General features: G+C 53.6%; 13 protein-coding genes. 5 read left to right on the top strand and 8 right to left on the bottom strand.

Going from position 1 to position 13,326, the window contains the following annotated elements; all coding sequences use genetic code 11:
• The first annotated feature begins 22 nt into the window (after window positions 1-22).
• Complete coding sequence (locus Q394_RS0102380; protein WP_028487862.1) at window positions 23-547, top strand: DUF2062 domain-containing protein; 525 nt, start codon at window positions 23-25, stop codon at window positions 545-547.
• Here the strand turns inward: Q394_RS0102380 and lolD are convergent.
• From lolD to Q394_RS0102365, 3 genes are read right to left on the bottom strand one after another with little or no spacing between them, the layout of a single operon-like run.
• Window positions 533-1,213: a lipoprotein-releasing ABC transporter ATP-binding protein LolD gene (lolD, locus tag Q394_RS0102375; RefSeq protein WP_028487861.1), complete on the bottom strand. Its 681-nt coding sequence runs from the start codon at window positions 1,211-1,213 to the stop codon at window positions 533-535. The two genes, Q394_RS0102380 and lolD, sit on opposite strands and share 15 nt — an antisense overlap.
• Window positions 1,206-2,471, bottom strand: coding sequence for a lipoprotein-releasing ABC transporter permease subunit (locus Q394_RS0102370; protein ID WP_038140174.1), 1,266 nt, complete (start codon window positions 2,469-2,471; stop codon window positions 1,206-1,208). The genes lolD and Q394_RS0102370 overlap by 8 nt, the downstream gene beginning before the upstream one ends.
• Window positions 2,464-3,711 carry a lipoprotein-releasing ABC transporter permease subunit gene (locus Q394_RS0102365; RefSeq protein WP_028487859.1) on the bottom strand — a complete coding sequence of 416 codons (1,248 nt, stop codon included), beginning with the start codon at window positions 3,709-3,711 and terminating at the stop codon, window positions 2,464-2,466. Before Q394_RS0102365 ends, Q394_RS0102370 begins: the two co-directional genes overlap by 8 nt.
• Before the next feature lie 60 nt (window positions 3,712-3,771).
• On the opposite strand from Q394_RS0102365, the gene Q394_RS18845 reads away from it, so the two are divergent.
• From Q394_RS18845 to Q394_RS18840, 4 genes are all read left to right on the top strand, one after another.
• Window positions 3,772-4,032 carry a hypothetical protein gene (locus Q394_RS18845; RefSeq protein WP_038140172.1) on the top strand — a complete coding sequence of 87 codons (261 nt, stop codon included), beginning with the start codon at window positions 3,772-3,774 and terminating at the stop codon, window positions 4,030-4,032.
• Between the two features lie 82 nt (window positions 4,033-4,114).
• On the top strand, window positions 4,115-6,013 hold the full coding sequence (gene parE / locus Q394_RS0102355; protein WP_028487858.1) for a DNA topoisomerase IV subunit B: 1,899 nt from the start codon (window positions 4,115-4,117) through the stop codon (window positions 6,011-6,013).
• On the top strand, window positions 6,010-6,471 hold the full coding sequence (locus Q394_RS0102350) for an MEKHLA domain-containing protein (RefSeq protein ID WP_051542640.1): 462 nt from the start codon (window positions 6,010-6,012) through the stop codon (window positions 6,469-6,471). The genes parE and Q394_RS0102350 overlap by 4 nt, the downstream gene beginning before the upstream one ends.
• Before the next feature lie 62 nt (window positions 6,472-6,533).
• Window positions 6,534-8,123 carry a hypothetical protein gene (locus tag Q394_RS18840; protein ID WP_084260317.1) on the top strand — a complete coding sequence of 530 codons (1,590 nt, stop codon included), beginning with the start codon at window positions 6,534-6,536 and terminating at the stop codon, window positions 8,121-8,123.
• On the opposite strand, the gene tadA is transcribed toward Q394_RS18840, so the two are convergent.
• The 5 genes from tadA to Q394_RS18830 form a co-directional block, all read right to left on the bottom strand.
• Window positions 8,100-8,585 (bottom strand): tRNA adenosine(34) deaminase TadA, encoded by a 486-nt coding sequence (gene tadA, locus Q394_RS0102340; RefSeq protein ID WP_028487856.1) that lies wholly within the window; start codon window positions 8,583-8,585, stop codon window positions 8,100-8,102. The genes Q394_RS18840 and tadA overlap by 24 nt on opposite strands.
• Window positions 8,578-9,840 (bottom strand): tRNA lysidine(34) synthetase TilS, encoded by a 1,263-nt coding sequence (tilS, locus tag Q394_RS18835; protein WP_084260316.1) that lies wholly within the window; start codon window positions 9,838-9,840, stop codon window positions 8,578-8,580. Before tilS ends, tadA begins: the two co-directional genes overlap by 8 nt.
• Window positions 9,841-9,849: 9 nt before the next feature.
• The gene (locus tag Q394_RS0102330) at window positions 9,850-10,803 is read right to left on the bottom strand and encodes an acetyl-CoA carboxylase carboxyltransferase subunit alpha (protein WP_028487855.1); all 954 of its coding nucleotides are present in this window, start codon (window positions 10,801-10,803) and stop codon (window positions 9,850-9,852) included.
• Between the two features lie 71 nt (window positions 10,804-10,874).
• Window positions 10,875-11,645: a ferredoxin--NADP reductase gene (locus tag Q394_RS0102325; protein ID WP_051542639.1), complete on the bottom strand. Its 771-nt coding sequence runs from the start codon at window positions 11,643-11,645 to the stop codon at window positions 10,875-10,877.
• Window positions 11,608-13,248 (bottom strand): NAD(P)/FAD-dependent oxidoreductase, encoded by a 1,641-nt coding sequence (locus tag Q394_RS18830; protein ID WP_051542637.1) that lies wholly within the window; start codon window positions 13,246-13,248, stop codon window positions 11,608-11,610. Before Q394_RS18830 ends, Q394_RS0102325 begins: the two co-directional genes overlap by 38 nt.
• Between the last annotated feature and the right edge of the window lie 78 nt (window positions 13,249-13,326).

Here is a 13,326-nt window from a genome sequence, read left to right as displayed (position 1 = left end):
CTGTTGTTATTATTGAGGCTTCATGCCACGAAAGTTACTACGTAAACTGTTTCCTAATCCAGAAAAACTCAAAGAGCATAAACATCTTCAGTTTCTGGGGGACTCTTTACATTTGCCCTGCTTATGGAACTTGAACCGGCACAACGTAGCAGCCGCATTTGCTATCGGGTTGTTTGCTATGTGGATTCCAGTGCCGTTCCAATCCGTGATTGCAGCACTGCTAGCCGTTTTTTTTCGAGCCAACTTGCCCTTAGCCGTGGTGCTGGTGTTTGTTACCAACCCGGTGACGATGCCACCGATGCTTTATGGTGCGTATTTGTTAGGGGCGGCTATTGTCGGACATCCAAGCGCTGGCTTCAATTTCACCCCCAGCCTTGACTGGCTAATGAATGGCCTGATCCTGATCTGGAAACCATTCCTGTTAGGCATATCCCTGATGGCCGTATTCTCTTCTGTAGCAGGTTATTACGGTATCCACCTGCTATGGCGCTTGCACTTGCTCAAGCGCATCAAGGCACGCCGCTTACGCAAGTCACGCCGCCCCTAATACCCCATCCGTCAAGCGGTATACTGTATCCATTTTCGCCGCCAATTGCAGGTCATGCGTGACCACCACAAACGCCGTTCCCAAGGAATCATTCAAGCTTTGCATCAAATTAAACACGTTTTCAGCCGTGTTGTGATCGAGGTTGCCGGTCGGTTCATCTGCCAATACCGCTTTCGGGCGTGACACCAATGCACGGGCAATCGCCGCACGCTGACGCTCCCCCCCGGACAATTGCGCGGGCTTATGGTCAAGACGTTCTTTCAGCCCCACTTTTGCCAGAATATCAGTCGCCTGAGCGGTCGCATCCGCCACTTTCACCCCACGGATCAGCAGCGGCATCGCCACATTTTCCAAGGCCGTAAATTCTGGCAACAAGTGATGGAACTGGTAAATGAAGCCCATCGACTCGTTACGCAGCACGCCACGTTCCGTATCCGACAACTGATCCATGCGTTTGCCCAGCACTTCTACATGCCCAGAAGTAGGCAAATCCAGCCCACCCATCAAGTGCAGCAAGGTACTTTTACCACTACCGGAACTGCCTAAAATCGCGACTTTTTCACCCGCTTGTATTTGCAAATCCACACCGCGTAGCACTTCCACATCCAACCGACCTTCGGTGAAACGCTTGCTCAATTGCTGGCAAGAAATAATCACATTACTCATAACGCAGAGCCTCCGCAGGCTGGACTTTGGACGCACGCCAAGCAGGGTAAAGCGTCGCGAGAATAGACATAAACAGCGCACTCAAGGCAATCACGAGGACATCGCCCGGATTCACCCGTGATTCGAGTTCGCTGATAAAATAAACATCGGCATTGATGAAATGGGTATCAAACAAACGTTCCAGAAACGGCACAATCACATCCAGATTGGTTGCCAGCAACACACCCGCCACCACGCCGATCAGCGTACCGAACACCCCAATCAACGTACCCTGCACCATGAAAATCTTCATCACCCGCCCCGATGACAGCCCCAAGGTACGCAATATCGCAATATCGCCTTCCTTGTCCGTCACCACCATCACCAGCGTCGACACCAGATTGAAGGCTGCCACCGCAATGATCAGCATTAGAATAATGAACATCACCGACTTCTGTGCCTGAATCGCGGCAAACTGATTCTTGTTCAGATTCGTCCAATCATTTGCCCACATATCCGGCCACGCTTGCCCCATACGCTGCAAAATGGCTTGAGCAGTTTTGGGCGCAAGGTATAAATCATCCAGCGTCATCCGCAAACCGGTCACATCCCCGCCCATTTCAAACGTCGTGGCAGCATCCTCAAGGTTCACATAGGCTGAGGTGGTATCAAACTGCTGCATATCCACCCGGAAAATCGCCACAATGGTGAAACGTTGCAACGCAGGCATTTGCCCGGTTTCCAGCGCATTTTCACTGGGGCTGACTAGCGTCAGTGCGTCACCCACATCGACTTTCAATTCCTTCGCCATGGTTGCGCCGATGGCAATATTAAAACTGCCCGCTTGCAGCTTTTGCATATCACCCTTGACCACATGATCGAATACCGTGCTGACCTTGCGTTCTTCCTCCGGCAAAATACCTTGCAACACTGCCGCCCGCGCTTCATCGCCCTGATTCAACATCGCAGGCTTTTCAATAAACGGCGACACCGCTTTCACATGCGGAAAATCCAGCAAATCTTTTTGCACTTTCTGCCAGTCAGACACCATCAAATCGTTTTCAGAAACAGTGACGTGCGCCAACATACCCATGATGCGCTCGCGCATGGTTTGCTCGAAACCATTCATCACCGACAGCACGGTAATCAGCACCAGCACACCAATCGCAATCCCGATAATCGACGCCAGGGAAATGAACGAAATGAAATGCTTCTGACGCTGTGAGCGCGTATAGCGCAAGCCGACAAACAGCTCCATCGGCTGGAACATCTTACTCATAGCGCAATGACTCCGCAGGCTGGATTTGTGAGGCACGCCAAGCGGGGTAAACCGTTGCCAATACCGAAGCAATCAGCGAGGCAATACCGATCCAGATCACATTACCCCAACGCAGATCCGAGGGGATTTCACTGATGTAGAACACATCCGACGAGAAAATCTTGAACCCGAAAGTATTTTCCAGAAACGGAATCACCGTGTGGATATTCAACGACAACCATACACCCAGCCCAATCCCCACTAGCGTGCCAAACACCCCGATGATACTGCCTTGAATCATGAAAATCCGCATGATACGTTTTCCCGACATCCCGAACGTTCGTAAGATGGCAATATCCGATTCCTTATCATTCACCGCCATCATCAAGGATGCCACAAGGTTAAACAGCGCCACGCACACCACCAGAAACAGGATCAAGGTCATCACAATACGCTCGGTTTTAACGGCACGGAAAAAGCTGCCGTGTTCCTGACTCCAGTCAACCACCTCAAAGTCTTTGCCCAGCTTGGTCTGTAAATCGTGCCCAATCGCGGGTGCTGCGAACATATCATCCAATTTCAGGCGTATCCCCCCGACGTTTTCACCCAAGCGGAACAGCCGCGAGGCATCACTCAGCTCAATAAAGCCGGTCATGCCATCGTATTCAGGATGCCCAATCTGGTAGATACCCACCACAGTAAAGCGTTTCAGACGCGGCAAAATACCGGCGGGTGTGACTTGCACTTGCGGCACAATCACCGTGACTTTATCGCCGGGAATCACCCCAAGGTTAGCCGCGACTTCCACCCCCAGCACAATGCCGTATTCGCGCGGCTTGAGGTTGCTGAAGTTGCCTTCCAGCATTTTGAAATTCACGTCGCTGACCTGACTCTGGCGAGCCGGGTCTATGCCCTGCAATACCACGCCGCGCATCAGGTTGCCGTTGGTCAGCATCACCTGTTTTTGCACATAGGGGGCAGCACCGATGACGTGTTTTTCAGCCTGCAAACCGTCCAACTTTGCCGTCCAATCAGAGAGTTGCCCATTTGTCCCCGAAACCGTGACATGGGAAACCACTCCCAGTATCTTGTCCCTGAGTTCCTTTTCAAACCCGTTCATGATCGACAAAACCGTGATCAGCACCATAACCCCCAGCAAGATGCCGAGCATCGAGGCGAACGATATGAACGAGATGAAACGGTTACGTCGCCGCGAGTGCGTGTACCGCTGTCCGATGAATAATTCGAGTGGTGTAAACATGGGTGGCGATTGTACAACTGATTGAGTGTCATTTAATAGTAAAGTATCGGGAGATCAGACATGCGTTTGCCCAAATGGTTTAGTAGCGTACTCAGTACTGCGTTACTGGCTATCCCTTTTTTCGCCACTGCCGCCTTTGCCGACTACCCCAGCCGAGGCATGAGCATGAATAACGTCAAAGCACACTACGGCCAGCCATATTCCGTGAGCCAGTCCGCAACCCCCGTCAAAAAGCGCTGGCCTCGGATTACGGTGTGGAATTATGGCGGATTTTCAGTGTATTTTGAACACGGTAAAGTACTGCATACGGTGGTGCATTAACAGCCCCTTGTTAAGTGGGACTTTACGGCTGCGCTGATACCGGCTATGTTTCAGCGCATCCAGACCAGAACTGACGAGAATAATGAGCAACAACACCTACGACGCCTCTTCCATCGAAGTCCTCACCGGACTCGACCCCGTGCGCAAGCGCCCCGGCATGTACACCGACACCACGCGCCCCAACCACTTGGCGCAAGAAGTGATCGACAATAGCGTGGATGAAGCCCTCGCCGGGCACGCCAACCAGATCGACGTAACACTACACACCGATGGCTCGGTTTCCGTCACCGACAACGGGCGCGGGATGCCGGTCGACATCCACCCCGAACAAGGCAAACCGGGAATCGAAGTCATCCTCTGCACCCTGCACGCGGGCGGCAAATTTTCCGACCAGAATTACCAGTTTTCCGGTGGTTTGCACGGTGTGGGCGTTTCCGTAGTCAATGCCCTCTCACGCAAGCTCGAAGTCACCATCAAGCGCAATAGCCAGCTTTACCGCATGGCTTTTGCCGACGGTAACAAAGCCAGCGAACTCGAAGTGATCGGCAAGGCAGGCAAGCGCGAAACCGGCACCACCGTGCATTTCTGGCCGGATGCCAAATACTTCGACACAGTGAAATTCAGCGTCAGAGCGCTCAAACACAATTTACGAGCAAAGGCGGTACTCTGCCCCGGTTTACGCATTCGTTTCACCGACGCCTCCACCAGCGAACCCGAAGTCACCGAATGGTATTACCAAAGCGGCCTGCGCGATTACCTCAATGAAGCCATCAGCGAATACATCACCCTGCCCGAAGACCCGTTCACCGGCTCACTCACCGCGCCGCGTGAAACGCTCGACTGGGCATTGCTGTGGCTACCCGAAGGCGGCACAGCCATACAGGAAAGCTACGTCAACCTGATTCCCACTGTGCAAGGCGGTACGCACGTCAACGGCTTGCGCACGGGTGTGACCGATGCCTTGCGCGAATACTGCGAATTCCGCAACCTATTGCCACGCGGCCTGAAGTTGACCCCGGATGACGTGTGGGAAAACATCGCATTTGTGCTGTCCTTCAAGATGCAAGACCCACAATTTGCCGGGCAAACCAAGGAACGCCTCTCCTCCCGCGAAGCCGCCAGTTTCATCAGTGGCGCAATCAAAGACGCTTTCAGCCTCTACCTCAACAACAACACCGTGATTGGTGAACAACTCGCACAATTGGCAATTAACAACGCCACCAAACGCCAGAAAGCCAGCAAAAAAGTCATCCGCAAACGCATCACCGCAGGCCCCGCCCTGCCCGGCAAACTCGCAGATTGTTCCTCGCAGGACATCACCCGCACCGAACTGTTTCTGGTGGAAGGTGACTCCGCAGGCGGCTCGGCGAAACAAGCACGTGACCGCGAATTTCAAGCCATCATGCCCTTGCGCGGTAAAATCCTGAATACGTGGGAAGTCGATTCGGAACAAGTGCTGGGTTCACAGGAAGTCCACGACATTTCCGTAGCGATTGGCGTAGAGCCGGGGCATTGCGACCTCAACCAGCTACGTTACGGCAAAATCTGCATTCTCGCCGACGCCGACTCGGACGGTGCGCACATTGCCACCCTGCTTTGCGCCTTATTTCTCAAGCACTTCCGCCCGCTAGTTCAAGCGGGTCATGTCTTCGTCGCCATGCCGCCGCTGTACCGCATCGACATCGGCAAGGAAATTTATTACGCGCTGGATGAAGCCGAAAAGCAAGCACGCCTCGACATTATCACCGCCGAGAAAAAACGCGGCACGGTATCCGTCACCCGCTTCAAAGGCTTGGGTGAAATGAACCCGCTGCAATTGCGCGAAACCACCATTTCCCCCGATACCCGTCGCTTGGTTAAACTCAGCATCGACGACGGCGACGAATCTGCCGACATCGTAATGGACATGCTTTTGGCGAAAAAACGTGCTGGCGACCGCAAGCACTGGCTGGAAACCAAAGGTAATTTGGCCAGCATATGATGACACCGGCACAACTGACCGCACACCTGCATTTGCTACACAGCAGTTTCCGCCACTACGTCGGGCGGGATCTGGCCGAGCTGCCATGGGAAGGCCATAGCACTGCCTACACCCTCGACAACGCACCGTTTGTGCTACTATCACACAATACTGCCGCTGACCCCATTTTCACTTACGGTAACAAGAAGGCGCTGGAAGTCTTTGAAATGGATTGGGAAACCCTCACTAATCTGCCATCACGTTATTCCGCCGAAGCACTCGCCCGCGAAGAGCGCGAGCACTTGTTGCAAACCGTCAATCGCCAAGGCTATATCGACAACTATGCTGGGGTACGCATTTCCAGCAGCGGGCGGCGTTTCCTGATCCGACAAGCCATTGTATGGAACTTGCAGGACGCACAAGGCCATTACGCCGGGCAAGCCGCTTACTTCGACCAATGGGAATACCTACCAAATTGACGGAAGCGGTCTATACTTAATCAGAATAGGGCAATCCGCCAAGCGGACAAGGAGAAACAAATATGTCGACTACTATTGAGCAGCAAATTAATACCGATCTTGCGGCTTTCAAAAAAGATCCCAAAGCCTTCATGAATCGGCCACTGCCAAAAACCGATAGCGCAGGCAATCCAGTCGAAGGTAATACGCTGTTTTCACGCGAAATCATTGATAGCCTTGCCTATGTTGATGCACGTGATACACAACGACTGCACGTCCTGCAACCAACTAACGTCTCTACCCGTGCCGCTATTGCATCCAACGACAAGCCTGCAAATCTTGTTGATACCCTGACCTACGCCAAACTCACTGATATGGAAAGTGCTGGTTTGCAAAAAGCGACGCTGGCAGAATCTCCTTGGTCGGACGATTATTGGGCAATTTACAAAGGTATTTTGGGCGCCCGCTACGCTGACTCCAGCTTTCCCAAATCCAGCGACTGGCAAAAGAATTACGATTACGTGCGTAAGACGCCTGCTGCAACCATCCTTGCTAGCGGTAATGCAGCCAAAATTAACCAACTATCACCTGCTGAAAAATACGATGCACTAGTCGGTGATACCAATGAATCTCTCACTAAAAAGATGTGGGCAGAAGGTAAATCTTATTACGATACAAACGGCTCAGTCGAAAGCTGGATGGGCATTTGTCACGGTTGGGCACCTGCCGCCTATATGCTCGCCAGACCGACTAAAAGCGTTACACTACTAACGCCATCAAACGTCGCCATCAAGTTTTACCCTTCTGATATCAAAGCCTTGGGTTCCTTGTTATGGGCAAATGCGGCTAGTGCCACCCGCTTTATCGGCGGACGCTGTAACGACAAAGATCCAGCCACCGATGCAACAACGGGACGCGTCACCTCCGCAAGCTGCTTCGATACCAACCCAGGTGCTTGGCATCTTGCCATCGTCAACCAGATTGGCGGCTCCAAACGCAGCACCGTACTGGATGTCACCTTCGATTACGAAGTCTGGAACCAACCGCTGTACGCTTACGAATACCGCTATTTCAACCCGCAAACCAACGCTTATTCCAGCACACTGGCAGGCGCGACGATCAGCAAAGCCGCGTTTACCGAAGACAAATTCAAGGCTTACCGCAGTTCACAAACCCAATCTTTCGTCGGCATCCGCATGGATGTGTCTTATGTGGTCGAAACCTCCCCTAGCCAACGCGAAACGGACAGCCCTTCGCAAGATGCCATCCAGAAAGTGACTTATTACTACGATCTGGAGCTGGATGCCGCAAACAATATCATCGGTGGCGAATGGTACACCAACAAACACCCTGACTTCCTATGGACACCGGGTAAAGGCGCACGCGCTAAAACCCAATACGATGCACAAGCAACCGGCACATGGCAAGCAGGCACTGCGGTACCAAGTACTTGGCGCACAGCGGCTAAATCAGCCTCTAGCCAACAAGGTGCACCACTGGCAGTGATTGTTGAAGAGATGATCAAATTTGCCAATAGTAATCAGGTAGCAGCACCAACGCCTGCCCCAGCAGCACCGACACCTGCCCCAGCAACACCGACACCTGCTCCAGCACCTGTCCCCGCTTCGACTGATTCCTGGTTAACGCGCTTACTCCGTCGCTGGTTTGGCTGAGGCAGCCGCCCGCCGCTCACGGAAGAATGCCTGCAATAACGCAGCGCATTCTTCCTGTAACACCCCACCCTGCACCGCTAGCACCTTGTGGTAGTGGCGCGGGTCTTGCAGCAGATTAAACGCACTGCCTGCTGCCCCGGTTTTGGGGTCATAAGCACCGAATACCACTCGCTCTACCCGTGCGTGCAGCATGGCGCCGACACACATCAGACAGGGTTCGAGCGTGATGTAGAGGGTTGTACCGGGCAAGCGATAATTACCAACCGTTTGGCCTGCTGCCCGCATAGCAAGCATTTCGGCGTGGGCGGAAGGGTCATGCAGGGTGATCGGCTGGTTCCAGCCTTCAGCGAGGATTTTGCCGTCGCGGATGAGGACAGCACCGACGGGCACTTCGCCTTGCTGCCATGCATTGCGAGCAAGGGTAAGGGCATGGCGCATCCAAGACTCGTCATTTCTATCCATCGACTTCCTGCTCCATAGGCAATATTCCCTCAATAGCCACCAACCGCTCCCCCACAAACACCAACGGCAAGCGCTCCCGCTCCCACGGTGGAACACCCCATTCCTGAAACAGATGCTTAAGCGCATGATGCCCACCCCGCTGCGACAGATACACGCTTTCACCACCTTGCCGAAAGCGCACGGTCACGGTTTCAGGATACCCCGACTCCGCCACCAAAGTACGCCCCAACGAGGCAATAAATAACGGCTCGCGGGTATTCCACACCAACACCTGCTTCGGGTCGTGCGCCGACAATGGCGGCATAGCATACATGTCATCGCGGTAACGGCGGATGTCGCAGCCTTCCCACTGTACGCAAGGCGTCGCATCCGGGCGGCAGTGCAACACGTCATGCAGCACTTGCAGCAGCTTTTTTTCTTCCGGCAAACGGAAACCGCGCTGTGCCAGCCATTCTCGCAGCAAGGCTTTTTGCATCACGGCATCCTCTGCCAGCAACTGGCTAACCGACAAAGTACCGGGCTTACTGCCGTGCATACTCGGCAGTTTTTCGCGCAAAAAGCCTTCCAGTAACTGACGGCTTTCCCCCTGCAAACGCGCTGCCCGCGCTAACGTTTTACCCAGTGCAGGCCAACGCTGTTCGAGCACGGGTACCACCTGATGGCGCAGGAAATTGCGGTCGAAACGGCTGTCCTGATTGCTGGGGTCATCAATGACATTCAGCTTATGCTGTTTGGCATACGCGCTCAGTTCCGCACGACTGCAAGCCAGCAAGGGTCGCCCCAATACACCTTGCGCAAACGGGCGGATTTCTGGCATTGCCGCCAGCCCATCCACCCCACTGCCGCGTACTAGATGCAGCAACAAGGTTTCAGCCTGATCATTCTGGTGATGCGCGGTCAGCACGATTTCACCGGGCTGCAAGTGCTGGCTGAAGGCTGCATAACGCGCAGTCCGCGCCACCGCTTCCAGACTTGCCCCCGCCGGAATCACCAGTTGCAAGGTTTCACTATGCAAGGGAATTCCAAGTGCCGTACACACCGCACGGCAATGTTCCGCCCACGCAGCCGACACTGCCTGCAAACCATGATCAATGTGCAGGGCGCGAAAACACAGGTGGGGATATTGCCCGCGCAGACTGGCGCAAGCATGAAGTAATACGTGCGAATCCATCCCGCCACTGAAACCTATCAGGTATTCCGTGGCAGGGTGTTGCTGGAAAAAGCGTAACAGGTGATCCGTCGGGGCGCATGACATACGCCCTCCTTACTCCTCGAACTGCCCGAATGCCATAATGCGCTGGTAACGTTTGTCGAGCAGCTTGTCGATATTCGTGGCATTCAGGGTGCGCAAATTGGTTTCCAATGCCTCGCCAATGTGTTGGGCAGCGGCTTCCATGTCGCGGTGCGCACCACCCAGCGGTTCAGGAATAATCTGCTCAATCAGGCCAAGCGATTTGAGACGGTCGGCAGTAATGCCCATCGCATCTGCCGCATCTGCCGCTTTTTCAGCACTTTTCCAGAGGATTGAAGCGCAACCTTCTGGGGAAATAACCGAGTAAGTGGCGTATTGCAGCATCATCACCCGGTCGCCGACGCCAATCGCCAACGCACCACCGGAACCACCTTCGCCTACTACCGTGCAAATGATCGGGGTACGCAATTTCGCCATTTCGTAAAGATTACGGGCGATAGCTTCGCTTTGACCACGTTCTTCCGCACCAATGCCGGGGTATGCGCCCGGTGTGTCGATGAACGTGATCACCGGCAGGTGGAATTTTTCGGCCATGTGCATCAAGCGCAAAGCTTTGCGGTAGCCTTCCGGGCGCGGCATTCCGAAATTGCGTTTGATGTTTTCGTTGGTGTCACGGCCTTTTTGATGACCGATCACCATCACCGCTTGACCGCGAAAACGTGCCATACCACCGATAATGGCTTTGTCATCAGCAAAGGCACGGTCGCCATGCAGCTCCTTGAAATCCGTAAACAAATAGCGGATCAAGTCGAGCGTGTACGGACGTTTAGGGTGACGCGCAAGCTGGGAAATCTGACGGGGTGTCAGTTTGGAAAAAATGGAGCGGGTCAGCGAAGCGGCTTTTTCTTCCAGCTTGCCAATTTCTTCGCTCAAGTTAATTTCCGCGTCACCCACGTAACGCAGTTCTTCAATTTTCGCCTGTAACTCGGCGATAGGCTGTTCGAAATCAAGAAATTCCGGGTTCATATTCGTTGCTTGTCCGTAACCCATACAATAGAAGCGGCTGATTTTACAGTGCTTGCCAACAGATTACGACTCTAAAAATACTGTTCCGTGGTGATATGACCCGGCTTGTGACGCAAATGACGTTGCATCCCGCGTTTTGCTAGTAATTCTTTCATGTCATTCAGCATATTGTGGTTGCCGCACAGCATAACGTGCGTGTCTTCCGCACTGATGTGAGTGCCTGCGACCTGTTCGAGTGCGCCGGATTCAAGGTTGGTGGTAATACGCCCTTCCAAGCCTTCCGGGTTGGCCTCTTGGGTCACGCAGGCAATGAAGCTGAACTGCTCCGGGTGCTCGGCCAACAAGCCTTGAATCAAGTCGGGATACGCCAATTCGTTGACCAACGGCACGCCATGCACCAGCACGATTTTCTGGAAACGTTCCCACGGCTGGGCAGTTTTGAGGATCGAGAGGTAGGGGCCAAGGCCGGTTCCCGTGGCAATCATCCACAAATTAGGCACTTTAGGGATTTCATCCAGCACAAAAAAGCCTTTGGCGGGCTGAGAAATCTCCAGACTATCGCCCGCCTGCAAGCCAGCCAGAGCGTTGGAAAGTTTGCCATTGGGAACGATATTGTAGAAAACTTCCAGCACCGCCTCGTCAGGCGCATTGATCAGGGAATAGGATTTTGCCACCAGCTCGGTATTACCATCAGTCGTGATGGGTAAGCGCAGGGTCACAAACTGTCCGGCGATGAACGGCAAAGGCTCGGTTTTAATGCGTAAGGTTAGCAGGCGCTCAGTCCAACGCTGATTGCTTAATACCTCAGCGTTGTGCCAGCTTGTGCGGATAATTCCGGTCATGATTTGCCTCCGTTAATTGGGTAGCCAATGCCTCGGCGACGCGAATGCCATCCACGCCTGCCGAGAGAATACCCCCAGCATACCCCGCGCCTTCGCCAGCCGGAAAAAGCCCTTTAACGTTTAGGCTTTGCAGGTCTTCACCACGAGTCATACGCAACGGTGAGGAGGTGCGGGTTTCCACCCCAGTCAACACAGCATCATACATCGAGAAACCTTTGATTTGACGCTCAAAAGCAGGCAGTGCTTCACGGATGGCTTCAATCGCATATTTCGGTAGGCTGGTCGCCAGATCGGTGAGGTGTACGCCGGGTTGGTAGGAAGGTTCCACCGAACCCAGTTGCGTTGACGCAATGCCTTTGATGAAATCGCCCACTAACTGCCCCGGCGCTTCGTAATTGCCGCCGCCGAGTTCGTAAGCACGCGATTCCCATTGACGCTGGAATTCGATGCCCGCTAGCGGATTACCGGGGTAATCTTTCGGGGTGATACCGACCACAATCCCTGCATTGGCATTACGTTCGGCGCGGGAATATTGGCTCATACCATTGGTGACCACCCGCCCCGGCTCGGAAGCCGCCGCCACAACTTGCCCGCCCGGACACATGCAGAAACTGTACACATCGCGTCCATTTTTGGCGTGGTGTACCAGCTTGTAATCTGCCGCGCCCAGCAATTCGTTGCCCGCATGTTTGCCGAAACGCGCCTGATCAATCAGAGTTTGTGGGTGTTCAATGCGGAAACCGAGCGAAAATGGCTTCTGTTCCATGAACACACCGCGCTCATGCAGCATCTGGAACGTATCCCGCGCACTGTGCCCCAGCGCGAGAATGACGTGATCGGTGCGGATTTGTTCACCCGTTGCTAGCGTCACCCCACGTAGATGTCCGTCTTCGATCAGCACATCGGTTACTTGCTGCTGGAAACGGATTTCGCCACCCAGTGCTTCGATCTGGGCACGCATATTTTCCACCATTTTAACCAAGCGGAAGGTACCGATGTGCGGCTTGCTAACGTAGAGGATTTCTTCTGGCGCACCAGCTTTGACGAATTCAGTCAGCACCTTGCGCCCGTAATGCTTAGGATCTTTGATCTGGCTGTAGAGCTTGCCGTCGGAAAAAGTACCGGCGCCACCTTCACCAAATTGCACGTTGGATTCGGGGTTTAGCTGGTTTTTGCGCCATAGCCCCCAAGTATCCTTGGTGCGTTCGCGGACTTTTTTACCACGTTCCAGAATGATTGGGCGGAAACCCATTTGTGCCAGCACCAAGCCTGCCATTAACCCACACGGGCCAAAACCCACGATCACCGGACGCAAATCGGGTGCTTCTTGCAGGTGTGCGACAAAACGGTAAGTAGTATCGGGGGCAATCTTGATGTGCGGGTCAGCAGAGAATGTCGCCAGAAGTGCCGTTTCATCCTGCACCGTCACGTCAATGGTGTAGACCAACACGATGGCATCGCGCTTGCGGGCATCGTAACCCCGTTTGAATACGTTAAAATCCAGCAACTCAGCAATCGTAATGCCTAAGCGTTCCGCAACGGCAGTAGATAGGGAATCGGCAGGGTATTCTAGGGGTAGGCGCAAGTCGGTAATACGTATCATGGGGCTTGATCAGTAAAATGGCATAAAGTAATACAAAAAAGCCCTCACAGAACTTAACCTGTCAGGGCTTTTTAAAAT

This window comes from Thiothrix lacustris DSM 21227 (assembly GCF_000621325.1).
In the GTDB taxonomy this organism is placed as follows: domain Bacteria; phylum Pseudomonadota; class Gammaproteobacteria; order Thiotrichales; family Thiotrichaceae; genus Thiothrix; species Thiothrix lacustris.
The sequence above is the reverse complement of the archived record's forward strand: the minus strand, read 5'-3'. Positions and strand labels throughout refer to the sequence as shown.